This window comes from Sanguibacter sp. Leaf3, from assembly GCF_001425965.1.
GTDB lineage: Bacteria > Actinomycetota > Actinomycetes > Actinomycetales > Cellulomonadaceae > Sanguibacter > Sanguibacter inulinus.
In genome coordinates, this window is the sequence record NZ_LMRH01000002.1 from 84,509 (window position 1) to 101,211 (window position 16,703).

At 71.0% G+C, this 16,703-nt stretch carries 17 protein-coding genes; 12 read left to right on the plus strand and 5 right to left on the minus strand.

From position 1 onward, the window contains the following. Positions 1-3 precede the first annotated feature (3 nt). Positions 4-855, minus strand: a complete 852-nt coding sequence (locus ASG53_RS07735; RefSeq protein ID WP_056131128.1) for a GNAT family N-acetyltransferase — start codon at positions 853-855, stop codon at positions 4-6. A gap of 45 nt (positions 856-900) precedes the next feature. On the opposite strand from ASG53_RS07735, the gene coaD reads away from it, so the two are divergent. The 7 genes from coaD to ASG53_RS07770 all read left to right on the plus strand — a co-directional run bounded on the left by coaD (position 901) and on the right by ASG53_RS07770 (position 5,305). Further along, entirely contained in the window at positions 901-1,473 is a 573-nt protein-coding gene (gene coaD, locus ASG53_RS07740; protein ID WP_056133865.1) for a pantetheine-phosphate adenylyltransferase, read from the plus strand. Beyond that, the gene (locus tag ASG53_RS07745; RefSeq protein ID WP_056131131.1) at positions 1,470-1,991 is read left to right on the plus strand and encodes a hypothetical protein; all 522 of its coding nucleotides are present in this window, start codon (positions 1,470-1,472) and stop codon (positions 1,989-1,991) included. The genes coaD and ASG53_RS07745 overlap by 4 nt, the downstream gene beginning before the upstream one ends. A 312-nt stretch (positions 1,992-2,303) precedes the next feature. Beyond that, entirely contained in the window at positions 2,304-2,801 is a 498-nt protein-coding gene (locus tag ASG53_RS07750) for a YceD family protein (RefSeq protein WP_218928582.1), read from the plus strand. 2 nt (positions 2,802-2,803) lie between these two features. Then, complete coding sequence (rpmF, locus tag ASG53_RS07755) at positions 2,804-2,998, plus strand: 50S ribosomal protein L32 (RefSeq protein WP_012866141.1); 195 nt, start codon at positions 2,804-2,806, stop codon at positions 2,996-2,998. Between the two features lie 47 nt (positions 2,999-3,045). Continuing rightward, positions 3,046-3,750 (plus strand): ribonuclease III, encoded by a 705-nt coding sequence (gene rnc, locus ASG53_RS07760; protein WP_056131137.1) that lies wholly within the window; start codon positions 3,046-3,048, stop codon positions 3,748-3,750. A 36-nt stretch (positions 3,751-3,786) separates the two neighbouring features. Next, positions 3,787-4,716 carry a bifunctional DNA-formamidopyrimidine glycosylase/DNA-(apurinic or apyrimidinic site) lyase gene (mutM, locus tag ASG53_RS07765; protein WP_056131140.1) on the plus strand — a complete coding sequence of 310 codons (930 nt, stop codon included), beginning with the start codon at positions 3,787-3,789 and terminating at the stop codon, positions 4,714-4,716. A 187-nt stretch (positions 4,717-4,903) separates the two neighbouring features. Beyond that, on the plus strand, positions 4,904-5,305 hold the full coding sequence (locus ASG53_RS07770) for a DUF4259 domain-containing protein (protein WP_056131143.1): 402 nt from the start codon (positions 4,904-4,906) through the stop codon (positions 5,303-5,305). A gap of 117 nt (positions 5,306-5,422) precedes the next feature. Here the strand turns inward: ASG53_RS07770 and ASG53_RS07775 are convergent, their stop codons facing one another. Beyond that, the gene (locus tag ASG53_RS07775; protein ID WP_056131147.1) at positions 5,423-6,379 is read right to left on the minus strand and encodes a phosphoglycerate dehydrogenase; all 957 of its coding nucleotides are present in this window, start codon (positions 6,377-6,379) and stop codon (positions 5,423-5,425) included. Positions 6,380-6,630: 251 nt separating this feature from the next. On the opposite strand from ASG53_RS07775, the gene ASG53_RS07780 reads away from it, so the two are divergent. The 5 genes from ASG53_RS07780 to ASG53_RS07800 all read left to right on the plus strand — a co-directional run bounded on the left by ASG53_RS07780 (position 6,631) and on the right by ASG53_RS07800 (position 11,854). Next, complete coding sequence (locus ASG53_RS07780; RefSeq protein WP_056133868.1) at positions 6,631-7,257, plus strand: response regulator; 627 nt, start codon at positions 6,631-6,633, stop codon at positions 7,255-7,257. A 298-nt stretch (positions 7,258-7,555) separates the two neighbouring features. Then, complete coding sequence (locus tag ASG53_RS19985) at positions 7,556-8,530, plus strand: hypothetical protein (protein WP_162246138.1); 975 nt, start codon at positions 7,556-7,558, stop codon at positions 8,528-8,530. Beyond that, positions 8,527-9,933 carry a peptidoglycan-binding protein gene (locus ASG53_RS07790; RefSeq protein ID WP_162246139.1) on the plus strand — a complete coding sequence of 469 codons (1,407 nt, stop codon included), beginning with the start codon at positions 8,527-8,529 and terminating at the stop codon, positions 9,931-9,933. Before ASG53_RS19985 ends, ASG53_RS07790 begins: the two co-directional genes overlap by 4 nt. Then, complete coding sequence (locus ASG53_RS07795) at positions 9,930-10,634, plus strand: ABC transporter ATP-binding protein (RefSeq protein WP_056131155.1); 705 nt, start codon at positions 9,930-9,932, stop codon at positions 10,632-10,634. The genes ASG53_RS07790 and ASG53_RS07795 overlap by 4 nt, the downstream gene beginning before the upstream one ends. After that, on the plus strand, positions 10,631-11,854 hold the full coding sequence (locus tag ASG53_RS07800) for an ABC transporter permease (protein WP_056131158.1): 1,224 nt from the start codon (positions 10,631-10,633) through the stop codon (positions 11,852-11,854). Before ASG53_RS07795 ends, ASG53_RS07800 begins: the two co-directional genes overlap by 4 nt. Positions 11,855-11,956: 102 nt before the next feature. On the opposite strand, the gene ASG53_RS07805 is transcribed toward ASG53_RS07800, so the two are convergent. The 3 genes from ASG53_RS07805 to cydD are packed head-to-tail and all read right to left on the minus strand — an operon-like array spanning position 11,957 to position 16,702. After that, the gene (locus ASG53_RS07805; protein WP_056131162.1) at positions 11,957-13,159 is read right to left on the minus strand and encodes a sensor histidine kinase; all 1,203 of its coding nucleotides are present in this window, start codon (positions 13,157-13,159) and stop codon (positions 11,957-11,959) included. Next, entirely contained in the window at positions 13,143-15,014 is a 1,872-nt protein-coding gene (gene cydC / locus ASG53_RS07810; RefSeq protein ID WP_056131164.1) for a thiol reductant ABC exporter subunit CydC, read from the minus strand. The genes ASG53_RS07805 and cydC overlap by 17 nt, the downstream gene beginning before the upstream one ends. Continuing rightward, entirely contained in the window at positions 15,011-16,702 is a 1,692-nt protein-coding gene (gene cydD, locus ASG53_RS07815) for a thiol reductant ABC exporter subunit CydD (RefSeq protein ID WP_056131167.1), read from the minus strand. The genes cydC and cydD overlap by 4 nt, the downstream gene beginning before the upstream one ends. Position 16,703: the final 1 nt, after the last annotated feature.

The window sequence follows — 16,703 nt, forward strand, 5'->3', positions numbered from 1 at the left end:
AGGTCAGCTGTCGTCTCCGTCCGACGCCTGCAGGCCCTCGGTGGCCCAGGCCATGCCGACAGGCACGCTCGCGAGGTTCGCGGGGTCGACGAGCCCGACGGTCGGGCCGCTCACCGAGCCCAGCAGCGCCCGGGTGTCGGCGTCGTCACGCACCGACCCCTCGGAGCCGACGAGGTACGCCTCGAGGAACTCACGGAGCGGACCGGCCACCACCGCTGTCGGCGCGTCGGCAGGTCCCTCGGCGACGACCTCGGGCGCGACGTGCAGCGTGGTGAGGAGCAGCGCAGGCACGCGAGCCCCGGAAGCCCCCAGCCCGGGCTGGAAGTACGGCACCGCGAGGACCCGTGCCCCGTGGCGGGCGTAGAAGCGCAGCCGTGCTGCGGGGTCCCCGTGCGCCTCGCTGGCCTCGTGGTGGTCCGGGTGCTCGACCTCGGCGAGCAGCAGGCCTGGGGAGGACTCGGCCACCCACGTCTGGACCGCGGCGTCGAGCAGCGCGCCCCCGATGCCGCCGCCGCGCTGGCCCGGGGCGATCGCGAGGTAGACCAGCAGCATCACGTCGCCGGGCACCCCGGAGCCCGCGGCGACAGCACCCGCCACGATCCGGCCGTCGCGCCGGACGCCGAGCGCACGGGTCCGGCCGCTCGTGCAGCCCTCCACGAGCGACGCGAGGCTCTCGAGCTCCTCGGGCGGGAAGGACGGGCTCAGCACACCGGTGTGGAGCTCTTCCAGGTCGGCGGCGGTGACCAACGGCTCGAGGTCGATCCCAGGTCGGGCGGTGGACCCCGGGACGGTGCCTGGACCGTCCGTCGTCGAGGGAGCGGGGTCAGGGGCCGGCTGCTCGTTCTCGGACGTCATGGCTCAATCATGGGACACGAGGTGGGGGTGTACTACCGTGAGCGGGTGACTCTTGCCGTCTGCCCGGGATCCTTCGACCCGATCACCCTGGGGCACCTGGACGTCGTCCGTCGGGCGACGCTGCTCTTCGACGAGGTCGTCGTCGGCGTCGCCCGCAACGCCTCGAAGTCTGGGCTGCTCGACGTCGGCTCGCGTGTCGCTCTCGCCCGCGCTGCGTGCGCCGACCTCCCCTCCGTCCGGGTGGTCGAGGTGCCGGGGCTCCTGGTCGACCTCTGCCGCGAGCTGGGCGCCGTCGCCGTCGTCAAGGGGCTGCGCGGGGGAGCGGACTACGACGCCGAGCAGCCGATGGCGCTCATGAACCGCCACCTCTCGGGCGTCGAGTCGGTGTTCCTCACCGCAGACCCGCGCTACGCCCACATCGCCTCGTCGATGGTCAAGGACGTCGCCCGACACGGCGGGCAGGTCGACGACCTCGTCCCTGCGGGTGTCGCAGACGCCGTGCGACGAGCCCTCGGTGTCGTCCCGACCGGCGCGCAGCCCGGCTCGCCAACCACACCTCTTCCCGGCGGGGTCACCCCTCCCGGCCCCGCCGACCACCCGAACCAAGGAGCCTCATGAGCCCGCAGGACGACCACGAGACCTTCGTCGAGGGGGAGAGCGCCGGTGTGCCCGCGATCCTCGACGCGCTGACCGACCTCGTCGAGCGCGCCCGGACGATGCCCATGTCGTCGTCGGTCCTCGTCAACCGGAACGAGGCTCTCGACCTCCTCGACGAGCTCCGCGAGGCGCTGCCGACCCAGCTGACCCGCGCCGACGAGGTGCTCTCCGACGCCGACCAGGTGCTCAACGACGCCCACGCCCAGGCCGAAGAGCTCATCGAGACGGCTCGTCGCCGTGCCGCCGAGCTCGTCGCCTCCGAGCAGGTGGTGCTGCAGGGCCAGGTCCAGGCCCGCGAGCTCGTCGCCGAGGCCGAGGCGACCGCGGCCAAGCTGCGCCGCGAGGCGGACGACTACTGCGACCGTCGGCTCGCCGAGTTCGAGATCGACCTGGGCAAGGTCCTCGCCCAGGTGCACGCGGGCCGCGACAGGCTCGCGGAGCGCCTCGACGAGGCAGGCCAGCGGCAGGACCAGAGGTAGGCAGGGCGGCACGACCGCTCTGGCGGGCGCCCGCTGCGGCGTCGGTCGCTGCTCGCCACGAGGGTGAGAAGGGTCTCACCGGTCTCCGCAGGTCTGGCTCTCCAGGGGTCTGGGCACAGCCCTCGATGGCGTAGTATTGTCTGTTGGCCCTGCTGGTGACGGCGGGGCTGCTGATCCCCGGCTCACGTCGGTGGCCAGCCGACGATCCCAGCACCCATCACCTTCGGACACACCGTGGAGCACCTCATCACTCTCGATCCTCGTTCGCCTCTCGTTCTCGACACTCGTGAGCTCAGCAGGCGTCCTGGCTCGATGCGTGAGGTCACGCTCACGGTCCCGGCGCCGGTGGACCTCGGGACCGTCGTCATCGGGATCCCCGAAGGTAGCGACATCAGCCTCGACCTGAGGCTCGAAGCCGTGATGGAGGGTGTCCTGGTCTCCGGAACCGTCGCAGGCCAGTCGGTCGGCGAGTGCGTCCGGTGCCTGGACGAGGTGGTCGACGACGTCGACTTCTCCGTCACGGAGCTGTTCGTGTACCCCGAGCGTGCCAAGGCCGCCGAGGACGCGGGCGACGACGACGAAGAAGAAGAGGTGCACGAGCTCGAGGACGATATGATCGACCTCGAACCCGTGCTTAGGGATTCGGTGGTGCTTGCACTACCATTCCAACCGTTGTGTTCGCCCGACTGCCCGGGGCTGTGCTCCGAGTGCGGTGCCCACCTGGCGGACGATCCTGATCACCAGCACGAACTGCTCGACCCCCGGTGGTCGACACTCAAGAGCATTATCGACGAGACGAAAGAGAGCTAGCCGTGGCTGTTCCGAAGCGCAAGATGTCGCGCAGCAACACCCGTGCGCGCCGTTCGCAGTGGAAGACGACCGCCGCGAACCTCACCACGTGCCCGCAGTGCAAGGGCGACAAGCTGTCGCACGCTGCGTGCCCGACGTGCGGCACCTACAAGGGTCGTCAGTACGCCGAGGCGCTGCGCACCGAGCACGCTAACTGATTCGCCGGCGCTGCTGGCGTCACGAGTCGGTCGAAGGAGAAGTTCCGGTGGCATCACACGCACGTCGTCAGGTCTCACCGGCTTCTAGCCTTCTCGAGGAGCTCGGGGTCCATCTGGACCCCGAGCTCCTCGTGCTTTCCCTGACGCACAGGTCTTTCGCCCACGAGGCTGGAGGCATCCCGACCAACGAGCGCCTCGAGTTCCTCGGGGACGCCGTGCTCGGCCTGGTCTCGGCCGAGGCGCTGTTCGAGCGTCACCCGGACCGCCCCGAGGGCGACCTCGCCAAGATGCGTGCGGCCTCCGTGTCGCAGCGCGCCCTCGCGGCCGTGGCCCGCAGGCTGTCCCTCGGCGACTACATCTTGCTCGGTAAGGGGGAGTCGCAGACCCGCGGCTTCGACAAGGACTCGATCTTGTCGGACACCGTCGAGTCGCTCATCGGCGCCGTCTACCTGAGCCACGGGCTCGAAGAGGCCCGCAGCTTTGTCCACAGGCTCCTGGACAGCACCCTCGACGCCGCCGCCGACCTCGGTGCCGGCCTCGACTGGAAGACCTCGCTCCAGGAGGCCGCCGCCGAGCACGAGGTCGGCGCCCCCGAGTACACGAGCGAGGGCGAAGGGCCCGACCACGCCCGCCTGTTCACCGCGCACGTGATCATCGACGGCACAGTCATGGGCACAGGCCAGGGCACAGCCAAGAAGCACGCCGAGCAGATCGCCGCGCAGCAGGCCTACGCAGCCCTCACCGGTCGCTGAGCCCTGTGCGCGTAGACGCCGTCGCCGAGGCGCACCGTGCCTGAGCTCCCCGAGGTCGAGACCGTCCGCGACGGTCTCGCCCGCCACGTGCTGGGCGCGCGCATCGACCGTGCCGAGGTCCGCCGCGACTACAGCGTCCGCAGGCACGAGGGCGGACCCGTCGACTTCGCAGCCCGCCTGCCCGGCCGTCGCCTCGTCGAGGCGGCACGGCGCGGCAAGTACCTGTGGCTCACCCTCGACGAGCCCGGCCTCGCGCTCCTGGGTCACCTCGGCATGAGCGGTCAGCTGCTCGTGCGCTCGGGGGACACCCTGGCCACCGAGTCGAGCCACCTCAGGGTGCGCCTCCACCTCACCGCCGCCGACGGTGAGCCGCTCGCCCTCGACTTCGTCGACCAGCGGACCTTCGGCCACCTCAGCGTCGCCGAGCTCACCAGCACTCCCGACGGCCTCCCCGGAGGTCTGGGCACCGACATGCCGCTCGTGCCCGAACCCGTCAGCCACATCGCCCGTGACCTGCTCGACCCCGCCGTCGCCGAGGGGACACCTGGCCGGGCTGCGCTCGTCGACAGGATCCGTGGCCGGCGCACGGGGATCAAGCGCGCTCTGCTCGACCAGACCGTCGTCTCCGGGATCGGGAACATCTACGCCGACGAGGCGCTGTGGCGTGCCTCGACGCACTATGCCCGCGGGACCGCCGGGATGTCGCGCGCGCAGGCAGGTGCGGTGCTCGCTGCGGCAGAGCAGGTGATGCGTGAGGCGCTCAGCCAGGGCGGGACGAGCTTCGACGCCCTCTACGTCAACGTCAACGGCGCGTCGGGCTACTTCGACAGGTCGTTGGCGGCCTACGGGCAGGCCGGGAAGCCCTGCCGACGCTGCGGGGCGACGATCCGACGGGACGAGTTCATGAACCGTTCGTCCTTCAGCTGTCCGGTCTGCCAGCCACGGCCGCGCAGTGCCACCCGCTGACGGGCTTCACCTGGGAGCCCTGTGGGACTAGGGTGCTCAGGCGGGCCTCACGTCAGGAAGATGGCGACCGCAGCCTGGACGCAGCGGCGCGTCTGGGTGGCGGAGGAGCAGCACACGTGCCGCGCGGCCCGACAGGGGCGTGTCGCGCAGCCCGACGGGGGCACAGGACGAGACGAAGGAATGCCATATGGGTGCGTGGAGCAGCGAGCCGTTCGGCAACGACGGAGCAGGTGACCTCGTCGCAGACATCCAGCACGGGGAGTTCAGCTTCGAAGGGCTCGGATGGGCCTTCGAGGACGACTACCTCGAGGTGGACGGCGGTCAGTACGCGATCGCTCTCGTCGAGATCGCCCTCGTGGTGCAGGGGACAGAGCCCGCGCACCCGGCTCTCGCGGACGTGGACCTGTCGAAGGTCGCCCCGCTGTTCACCGAGGACAAGATCCGGTGGATCGTCGAGATGGCAGACCGCGCCCTGACCGACAGCGAGTCCTCGGAGCTCTACGAGCTCTGGGAAGAGGCGGGCAGCCTCGACGAGTGGCGCACGCCATCCGTCGAGTCCCTCGACCGTCTGCGCGCGACCCTCACCTGAGCCCTGAGCTGCCAGTCTGAGGCGGCCTCCGTCCTCGGCTGCGGGGCTCCCGGGCCGCCGGGCCCGGTGGACCACTGATCCCGGGGCTCCTGCGCGGCAGGCGCGCCGCTCGGCCGGTCAGCGCGAGACGACGTTCCGGAGCTCGTCACCGGACCGGAACGCTGCGAGGTTCTCGGCCACCAGACGTCCGGCGCCCTGAGGACGGCCACCCGCGGCGTGCGGTGTGATGACGACGTTCGGGGTCGTCCAGAGCGAAGAGTCCCCCGGGAGCGGTTCGACAGCGGTGACGTCGAGCGCAGCCCCGCCGAGCGTGCCGGCACGCAAGACCTTCTCGAGCGCGACCTCGTCGAGCGTCGAGCCACGGCCGACGTTGACCACCCAGGCGTGCGGGGGCAGCGCGTCGAAGACCTCCTGGGAGATCACCTTCTCGGTGGCGGGCGTCGCGGGGAGGATCGCGACCAGCAGGTCGGTCTCGGCGAGGCGTGCGGGAAGGTCGTCCTCGGTGATGACCGGGAAGCCGTTGCGCTCCCCGGGGGTCGTGGCGACCCCGACGACGTCTGCGCCCAGCATGCTCAGCAGCGGTGCCAGGGCCTGGCCGATCGAGCCGAAGCCCCAGACTGTCACCGAGGCGCCGGCCAGGGTGCCCAGGCCCGGGTACGTCGACCTGTCGGCCGACTGCGACCCCCCGAGCTCCTCGGCCCACCTGGACTCCCGCTGGGCGTCGAGCATGAGGTCGAGGCGCCGGGCTGCCGTCAGCGCGAGGGCGAGCGTGTGCTCGGAGACCGGGCCGTCGTGGAGCGAGCGGCCCGAGGTGATGACGACGTCCGGGGAGAAGCCTGCTGCGACGACAGCGTCCGGGCCGGCGGCGAGCGCCTGCACCCAGCGCACGGAGGTGAGGCGGCGCGCGGCGTCGGCGAGCTGGTCGGCCGGGTTGCCCCACACGACGAGCGCGTCGGCGTCGGTGTGCTCCTGCGGCACGGGGAGCGTCGGGTCGTAGGAGACGTGCTCGACGCCGTCGACGGTCTCGTCGAGGGGGAGGTCGAGGCTGATGCTGGTGGGGAGGAGGATCTTCATGCCTCCACTGTGCCAAAGATCCAGACCAGCGCCCGACGGGCCCCCGGGGTGAGCCTCGGCGAGGGCTCGCGACGCCGGAGGACGGTCCGGTGCAGCCCTGTCAGGTCCGGGTGGTCTGTCCTCAGGGAAGACCGCTGCTCTCCGACCAGATCTCCCGCCGCGTCCACCGGTCTGGCGGGGTGCCGCCCGGATAGGATGTGGTCGTGGACACGACACGCGAGACCCCCCAGCCCGACGACAAGATCAGCGTCATGATCGTCGACGACCACGAGGTGGTCCGACGAGGGATCGCCGAGGTCATCGACCGCTCCGAGGGGATGAGCGTGGTCGCCGAGGCCGGCAGCGTCGCCGAGGGTGTGCGACGGGCGAGCCTGGTCCACCCGCAGGTGATGCTCGTCGACCTGCAGCTGCCCGACGGCACCGGGATCGACCTCATGCGTGCGGTCCGTGCGACCCAGCCCGACACCCGTGCGATCGTCCTCACGTCCTTCGACGACGACTCCGCGCTCGCTGCGGCTCTCGAGGTCGGCGCCGCCGCCTACGTGCTCAAGAGCGTGCGCGGCGCGGAGATCGCCGACGTCGTCCGCGCGGTCGCCGCCGGGCGGGTGCTGCTCGACGAGCGCACCATCACACGCCGCCGGCGTGAGCACGACGACCCCACCGAAGACCTCACCCCGAGCGAGGTGCGCGTCGTCGACCTCATCGGCGAAGGGCTGTCGAACCGTGAGATCGCAGAGCGCCTGAGCATCGCCGAGAAGACCGTCAAGAACCACATCACCTCGCTCCTGGCCAAGATGGGCCTGCAGCGTCGCACCCAGGTCGCCGCCTGGGTCGCAGCCCGCAAGCACCACGCCTGGGCGCAGGACTCGCAGCGCTAGGTCGTCAGACGTGTGGGGCCGTCGCGTGACGGCCTCACACGGGCGTGGTCGACAGGCCGACCTTGCGTCGGTATCGGCCGGACGTCAGGAGGCGTGCCGCGTGCGCCCATCGAGACCCTCACAGATGTCCCGTTTCCACCCGTTGCCCATAACGTGCGCAAGGGGTAGTTTGGTGCTACTCGCGCAGGGGTGAGGTCGCGAGAAGGCCTGAAGTCACGGCAGCATGAATCGTGATCGGCCCAGGTAGATCATCGGTCAATCTCCAGGTCGGTCCGCGAACGTACAGGCCGCTTCCCTGTTGGCCACAGCCGACCGGGGAGATGTGCTACAAGTACAGCGGATGCTGACGGCGTCAAGCGGCCGGGGGGCGAGGTCGGCGGTCTTCGCGGGCGTCGTCGCCCTGGTGCTGGCCGGGTGCAGTACCAACGAAGATTCTCGCGTGGCGCCTCCGACAGAGGCGAGCACGAGCGGTCTGGACGTCTCACCGACTCTCGACCGTGAGTCTGGCGCCATCGTCTTCCCGGGGGACAGGTTCGACGTGACGAATGCGGAAGCTGTACTCCTAGCTGCAGCTTCTGGCTACGTGGTGAAGGACTGCATCAACGACCACGGGATCAGCTTCTCGCCGCCCGTGGACGCCTGGGACCCGCTCTACGACGTCTCCAGCTATTTCGGTGTGTGGACGGTCCCTGTCGCTGAACGTTTCGGGTTCGTCAGCCCGATGACATCGGCTGACATGCGGGCCAACGACGTGATGGTCGACGGCGAGCCGGTGCCGGAGTCGTCGGAACCTCCTGCGGCATGGAGGTCGAACGACCTCGGCTCGGAGGAGGCTCAGGCTGTCATCGCGGCATGCTCGTCTGCGGACGGGGCTGCACGTTTTGATCAGCTGGCACTGACAGCGGGGCCGTGGCAGGCGGACTTGGACAGCGCGTTCGACGCGGCACGCCAGACGCAAGAGTGGGACGACGCGGTCGACGAGTACCGGGGATGCCTGTCCGACAAGGGCATCGCTCCGGATCCCGACGACGAGCTCGCTGTCGTGGGTCAAGACCTGTACGCGATCGACGCAGAGCAGATCTCTCTCGCTCTGGAGGTCGTGGGGTGCAAGGACGACGTCATGCTCGTGGATCGCCTCGCCGGTCTGGTCTCAGCGTTCCAAGCCCCCGTGATCGACGAGTACGCCACCGATCTCGTTGCCTACAGGGCCAGTGTGGACGCTGTCGTCGCAGAGGCCCGGGCACTTCTCGCCGACCATGGTGTCTCCTTGTGACGGATTCTCCTCCCAGGCCCGGCAGGCCGAAGCGCTTCCTCGTCGGCTGGGTGGCGACGTCCTGCGTGATCGGGCTCGTCGCCTTCGTCGTCGGCGGGCTGATGCGCTCGCCGTGGGAGGGTGCGGTGCTCAACTCGAGTGCCGATCCTGCGGTGACAGCGCAGGTCAGCACCCGTGAGTTCTCGGACACTGTCGCCACGGCGACCGGGACTGCCTCTGCGGGCGTCACGGCCGACGTCGTGCCGATCCCACCGGCCTCTGGCCGCGCTGTCGTCACAGCGGTCCACGCGTCAGCCGGTTCGGTCCTGCGCCCCGGGCACGCACTGGCGGACATCTCTGGTCGGCCTCTGGTCGCCCTTGCTCTGCCCTTCGACCTCTATCGTGATCTCGCTCCCGGAGACAGCGGTCCGGACGTCGAGGCCCTTCAGCAGGCCCTCGCCGACGCGGGGCTGAGCACGGGCGCGGTCGACGGGACCTTCGGGCCGCGCACGAGTGCCGCGATACGAGCCCTCTACGCTCAGAGCGCCCTGGCTTCTCCGGAGCCGTCTACCGACAGTCGTGCCGCGCTCGACAGCGCGCTCACCGACCTGCGTGATGCGAGCCTCCGCACCTCTCACGAACAGGCACCGCCGGGCCTGTCGACCGCCTCTGACGACGCCGCTCCTGCTGTGACACCAGACCTCGACGACGGCTCAGACGTCTCAGCACCAGGCGGAGCTGACGAGGGCGCAGAGCAGAGTGCGGGAACCGGGAGCGGCACGGGCGGGGCAGCCACCGACACGTCCGCAGAGCTGGCGGAGCGTCAGCGAGTCGTGGACGAGGCTCGCCTGGCAGCCGACACCCCGCTCCCCATGGCCGAGATCATCAGGGTCCCCGCTCCTGGCGTCGATGTTCTCGAGGTCGCGCCCGTCGGCACGTCCCTGACGGGAGAGGAGACCCCTGTGGCGACACTCCGTCTGGGGAGCCTGTCGGCCACAGCACGAGTCGGGGTCGACGACGCCGAGGCCTTCCTCGTCGACGCGGCAGTCACCGTCACGCCCACGACAGGCGGACCAGACGTCGGAGGCGTGATCTCGACTGTCGGCGACTTCCAGGGAGCCGGTGACGAGGGTCAGCTCCCAGGGTTCGACCTCACCGTGGCATTCCCACCCGACACCACCGGTCTGGACGACGGGGCGGCGGTCCTCGTCCGGCCCGCTGGCGCCACCGCGACGCGTGCTGGTCTGGCTGTCCCGTTGGTCGCCGTCCGTACCGACGGCGCACAGGCCTATCTGGTCGTCGTCACCGGCGACACGACCCGCTCGATCGACATCACCATGCACATGAGCTCGGACGGCTTCGCGCTGGTCAGCAGCGACGACCTCCACGACGGAGACAGCGTCCTCATCAGCGGGGCGCCATGAGTCATCCCCGTCGTGTCACCGCGTCACCGGTCCTCCAGCTGACCGGCATCACCAAGACCTACCCGACCCGGCCGCCTGTCACGGCGCTGGCTGGCGTCGACCTGACTGTCCAGATGGGGGAGCGGCTCGCCGTCGTCGGGCGCTCAGGCTCAGGCAAGTCGACCCTGCTGAACATCCTCGGGTTGCTCGACGAGTGCTCGTCAGGCCGCTACGAGCTGGCAGGTAGTGACACCTCGACGATGTCTGCCGCTGAGCGCGACCGCCTGCGCGCTGAGCGGTTCGGGTTCGTCTTCCAGGACTCCCACGTCCTCGGGCACCGAACTGTCGCAGAGAACATCGCTCTCAAGCTGGCTATCACTCGCACCCCGCTACGAGAACGGCCCGCCAGGATCACCGAGGTGCTCGAGAAGGTCGGGCTGGATCATCGCCGTGAGGCTCTCGGGCGGCTCCTCTCCGGCGGGGAGAGGCAACGCGTGGCCATCGCCCGAGCCGTCGTCTCGGACCCAGACCTCCTGCTGGCGGACGAGCCCACAGGAAACCTCGATGCGGACAGCTCGACCGCTGTCCTCGACGTCTTCGACCTGCTGGCACGCCGTGGCACCACTGTCGTCGTCATCACCCACGACCGCCGTATCGCCGGGTGGGCCGACCGCGCGCTCATCCTCGACGGCGGTCGTCTCGTGGCGGATCACGCGGCATGAGCCGGCGGCAGGCGTCCCGTGTGGTCGACGTCGTCGAGGACGTCGTCATCGAGCTGTCGGCGCGCCGCAGCCGGACGGCGCTCGTCGTCGTGGCTGTGGCACTGTCGACCGGTGCCCTCCTCGCGTCGCTCGGGATATCGACGACAGCGTCCCAGCAGATCGCCGGGTCGCTCGCAGCCTCGACGCTCGACCTCCTCACCGTGCAGGTCGCACCTGTCGACGGAGAGTCGGTCGGCACGCAGCAGGGCAGAGTCTCGGGACTGGCTCTCGGCTTCCCGGAAGACGTCGAAGCTCGCGCGACGTCGATCGACCTCGTCGAGGCGGCCGGGCTGAGTCTCTCCGTGGACCGCGACGAGACCACAGCGGTGCGACGCTCCGGAGACCCTCGTGAGATCCCGACTCCTCTGCTCGGAGCCACGTCAGGATTCATGGAGGCCGCGGACGCGGCACAGCGCCCGACGACGAGCACGTGGCTGCTCGACACGAGCCAAGCCGTCGTCATCCTGGGTACCTCGGCAGCCGCCCAGCTGTCGATCCCGGTCAGTGACGACCCGAGCGGACACCAGGTTCAGATCGGCGAGACGTCCTACCAGGTGATCGGGTTCGTCGACTCCGGTCGGATAGACCTGTCCACGTCCGCCGTCATCCCGTACCAGAAGGCGGTCGAGGCGATGCGCGGCGACTCGAGATCCCAGCTGACCGTCCGGACTGCACCTGGGGCTGGAGCACCCGTGGCCGGAGTGATCCGCGCTGCCGTCCGCCCAGACCATCCAGAGCGGGTCACGAGCTCGCAGGTCGCCTCGCTCAGCACGTTGCGCCAAGGAGTCGACACTCAGCTCGCCCAGCTCGCGGCATGGGTCGGTGCCTTCCTCTTCGTGCTGACCTGCCTGCTGATCACCAACTCCATGGTCGTCTCGGTCGTGGCTCGCACCGAGGAGATCGGCCTCAGACGAGCCCTCGGTGCTTCGCGCGCCGGTGTGTCCGCAGTGTTCTGGGCGGAAGGGCTGGTCATCGGGTTCGTCGGGGGCTCCACAGGGAGCACAGTCGGTGCCGTCGCTGTGGTGGCTGTCGCTGCGGCGAACCGGTGGACCGCTCACATCGATCCGTGGTTCTTCGTGGTCGGGCCCGCCCTCGGCGGCTTCATCGGTCTGCTCGCCTCGGCGTACCCCGCATGGAACGCCACCCGGATCAGCCCTGCTCTTGCCGTCCGCAGCGACTGACCACGCAGCATCCCGGTCACGGTCAGGGGTGACTCCCGAGTCAGAGCGACGTGATGCTCCCGGACCCGGCACTCCTTCGGTGGGCCTGTCGCCCTCCTGCGGTCAGCCCCGCTCGGTGAGCGGCGCTGACCACGTGAGGATGGTCCCGCGGCCGCTGTCGGAGTTCTCGAGGCTCGACGAGCCGCCGTGCTGGCGGGCGCGGGCGGCGACGTTCCAGGTGCCGGACTTGCGGCCTGTGGGGGCCCCCAGCCCGACTCCGTCGTCCTCGACCTCGACGGTCACGTCGCCGGGGCCGAGCTCGAGGGTGCTCACGGTGACGCGGACCGACACCGACGAGGCCTGGGCGTGCCGGGCCGCGTTGGCGAGGCCCTCGCGGACCACGGCGAGGATGTCGTCGGCCAGGGACTGCACGACGAGCTGGTCGACGATCTCCTCGTCGTCGTCGATCGCACCGAGGCTGCGGTCGTTGAGCGAGATCACCAGCGACGGTGCGAAGCCGAGCCCCGTGCGGGCGAGCGACGCCTCGCGGCGCAGCCTCTCGACGAGCCCTGTCGCGGCGTCGGGGTCGCGCAGGGAGTGCACGATCGACCGGATCTCACGGACCGAGTTGTCGACGTTGTCGAGGGCTTCGTCGAGGATCGCGATGAGCCCGGCCTTGTCGAGGCCGCGCGCTGCCCGGCGACGCACGGTCTCGAGCTGCATGCCCGTCGCGAAGAGCTGCTGGATCGCGAGGTCGTGCAGGTCGCGCGCGATGCGCTCGCGCTCCTCGACGAGCTTGGAGAGGCCCTGTGCCTGGCGAGCCTCGGCGAGCACGAGGGCGAGTGCGGCCTGGTCGGCGAAGGTCGAGGCGCGCTCGAGGTCTTTGCCGATGAAGGCCTCCTGGCCCACCTTGCGCAGCAGCACGAGGACACCGACGGGCTTCTCGGCCGTGCCCATCGGGGCGTAGAGCGCGGGGCCGTACTTCTGCATCGGGGGCAGCTGGAGGTTGCGGGCGAGCGACAGCGACGGCACCAGGCGGCCCTTGCCGGTCCGCAGCGCCGTCCAGGACAGCCCACCGTGCGGCATGGTCAGACCGAGGAGCTCGTCGGCGTTCCAGCCGCGGACGATCTCCATGACGAGCTCACCGCCCAGACCGGGCAGCACGAGGCACGCGGCGTCGGCCTCGGCGATCTCGCGGGCCACCGAGACGATGTGCTCGAGGACGTCTTCTTCCGGCGCGCCCGACAAGAGCATCGTGGTGATGTGCGCGCCTGCGCTCAGCCACCGTTCTCGTTCGACAGCGTCTGCCTCACCTGGTCGCACCATGGCTCCTCGTCGTCTCGTCGGTCCCGTGCTCGCGGTCTACTGTCGCACGGTATCCGTGCTGCGTGACCAGGAGCGATGCGTGCGTGCCTCGCGCGACGACACCCCCGGCGTCGAGCAGCACGACCTCGTCGGCCGCCGCCAGCGCCGAGAGCCTGTGGGTCGCGACGACGACCCCGCGAGGCTGCGCGGAGTCCCGCCCGGCGCGCAAGAGGTCGGTGACGAGCTCGTCGGCCGTCGCGGGGTCGAGGTGCTCGGCGGGTTCGTCGACCAGCAGATAGGTGGCGGGGGAGCACAGCGCGCGGGCGAGCAGCAGACGCCGTCGCTCACCGCCCGAGATGGTCGCACCGTCGGCCCCGAGCCGGGTGTGGACCCCGTCCGGCAGCCCGCCCAGCCATGCCCCGAGCCCAGCCCGTCCGAGCGCGTCGACAGCCTGCTGCTCGTCGACGTCACCGCGCGCGACGCGCAGGTTCTCCAGGATCGTCGTGCTGAACACGTGGGCGTCTTCGGTCGTGAGCACGACGTGGTGGGCGATCTCCTCGTGCGGCTGGCCCGCGGCAGGTTTCCCGTCGAGCGTGAGACTGCCCGCGCGCGCCGCGACCAGGCCGGCGAGCGTGAGGAGGGTCGTCGTCTTGCCGGTCCCGCTCGGGCCCACGAGCGCGACCGACCGCCCGGGGCGGAGGTCGAGGTCGAGGCCCTGGACGACGGGGGCAGCACCAGGCCAGCCGCAGGAGAGGTCGTGGGCGACCAGGGACGACGCGGTGGGCGCGGACGCCGACCCGGGCCGGGTCGCCGTCGTGCTCGTCGCCTCGGCCTCGGACGGCCTGTGCGCGGTCGTGCCGGGGACCCTCGCGCCGGTGGTCTTCGATACCGCGGCATCCGAGGGTGCGGCTTCGGCGGAGTCCAGCAGCGCCATGATCCTCGTGGCGGCCTGGCGGGACCTGTGCAGCTGGATCGCTGCGGCAGGCAGCGTCTGGGTGATCTCGAAGACGGCGAGCGGCGTGAGCACCACGACCGCGAGCTGGACCGGTCCGAGAGTCCCCGCGGCGACCGAGGGGATCGCGAGGAACAGGGTGGCGACGACGGCCAGTCCGACCGCGAGCGTGCCGATCCCGGCGGCCAGCCCCGAGGTCCGGGCTCCCACGTCGGTCGCCTCAGCCAGCCGGCGGTCCGCTGCGGCGAGCGCCTCGGTGCGGGAGGTCAGCGTGCCGGAGACCGTGAGGGGCGCGGCGTCGTCGACGATCTCGAGGGCGAGGGACGCCATGTCGGACCGGGCCTGGGCTGTGCGCTGCTCGGTCGTCGAGGCACCGCGGGCTGCGAGCCACGGGCCGACGATCCCAGAGAGCACCAGGCAGGCGGCCAGCGCCGCGGCGGCGCCGAGGTGGAACACCCCGACGAAGGCGACCGAGCCGACCCCGAGCACGAGGGCGACACCGGCGGGCAGCAGCGCCCGGACCACCACGTCGCCGACGGCGTCGACGTCCGCTCCGACCCGGGCGAGCAGGTCCCCGCGCCGCAACGAGGCGACGGCGTCGAGACGCCCGCCCGCGAGCGAGGCGTAGATGCGGGTGCGCAGCGAGGCCATGCCGCGCAGCGCGACGGTGTGGGAGGCGAGCCGCTCGAGGTACCTGAACAGACCGCGCGAGATGCCGAAGGCGCGGACCGCGACAGTACCGACGGTGAGCGTCATCACCGGTGGCATCTGCGAGGCGTACGAGATGAGCCAGGCGGACACCGCGGCCAGGGCGATCGCGCTGCCGAGGGCGAGGACCCCGAGCAGCAGGGCGAGGGCCGTCCGGCGGATGTCGACCTCGAGCAGCCTGACGGCACGGCGGAGCGGGTCGGTCGTGCGGCTCATGCGAGGGCCTCGTCACGGGTGCGGGGGGCGGAGGCGACCTCGACGACGTCGTCGGCGAGCTCGACGAGACTCGGCCTGTGGGCGACCACGACGACGGTCCGCCCGGCGTCGCGCAGCGCGGCGAGCGAGCCGAGGACCTGGTCCTCGGCAAGGGCGTCGAGGTGGGCCGTGGGCTCGTCGAGCACGACGAGAGGCTCTTCTCCGAGGAGGGCGGCTGTCAGGGCGACACGCTGCCGCTGGCCGACGCTCAGTCCCACCCCGCCCTGGCCGAGCACGGTGTCGAGCCCGTCGGGCAGCGTGCTGACGACGGTGTCGAGCCCGGTGAGCCGCATCGCGCGGGTCACGGCCTCGGAGGCCGGGGCGCCGACGCTCGCCGTCCGCTCGGCCTCTGCGACGCCGAGCGCCTCGCGGAGCGTGCCGGGGGGCAGGGTGCTGCGCTGGGGGAGCCACGCCACCTGGCTCCACCAGGTCGCGAGGTCGACGTCCGCCAGGTCGGTCCCGTCGACACGGACGGACCCGGAGTCGGGGGAGACGAGACCGAGCAGTGCGAGCACCGTGGTCGTCTTGCCGCTGCCGCTCGGACCCGTCAGTGCGACCATCCGGCCCGGCCGGATCGTCAGGCTGAGGCCTGCGGGCGCGCGGAGGTCGCGTCCCGGGGCGTCGACACCGAGACCGTCGACCGTGATCGTCGCCCTCGCGAGGTCAGGTGCAGTGACCGTGCCCTGCGGACGAAGCGGCTCCTCGATCACGTCGAAGGCCTTCTGCGCTGCGGTGATGCCGTCGGTCGACGCGTGGAACTGCACACCGATCTGCCGGATCGGGAGGTAGACCTCCGGGGCGAGGACCAGCACAGCGAGCGCCGTCTCGAGCCCGACCTCGCCGTAGACGAGCCGCAGCCCGACACCGACGGCGACGAGCGCGACCGACAGCGTCGTGAGCAGCTCGAGGACCATCCCGGACAGGAAGGCCACCCGCAGCGTGCTCATGGTGGACCGGGTGTAGGCGTCACCGAGCTCGCGGACCCGGGCGACAGGCCCGCGCTCGCGGCCGAAGGCGCGCAAGGTCGGGAGCCCTGCGAGGAGGTCGAGCACCTGGGCGCCGAGCCGCTGCATGACCGCGAGCCGCCGCTCGGAGTAGGACTGCGTGAGCTGTCCGACGAGGATCATGAAGACCGGCACGAGCGGGATGGTCACGATGATGATGACCGCGGAGATCCAGTCGAGGCCGAGGACCACCACGAGGGTCGCCGGCGTCACCGTCACGGCGAGCAGCAGCTGGGGCAGGTACCGCACCAGGTAGGGCTCGAGGTCGTCGAGCCCGCGGGTCGCGAGGGTGACGGTGTCGACGCCCCGTCCTGTCGAGAGCCAGCGGGGGCCGATCGCTGCGGCGTGCGCGAGCACCTGACCGCGCAGGCTCGTGACCACCCGGGTGGCCGCCCTGTGCGCGTAGCGCTCCTGCAGGCCGGTGACCACGGCGCGCGCCACGACGACGCCTGCGAGCCACCGGAGGTGGCCCGAGACGTCGTCGAGGGTCGCCCCGGCCGAGACGACCGGGGCGAGCGTCGCAGCGATGAGTAGAGCCTGGGCGACGACCAGACCTGCCGTGGTGATGCCGAAGGCTGCGGTCAGCAGCACGTACCCGCGCGCGGGCGCCGCGTACCTGAGCAGCTTCGGGTCGAGAGGCTTCACG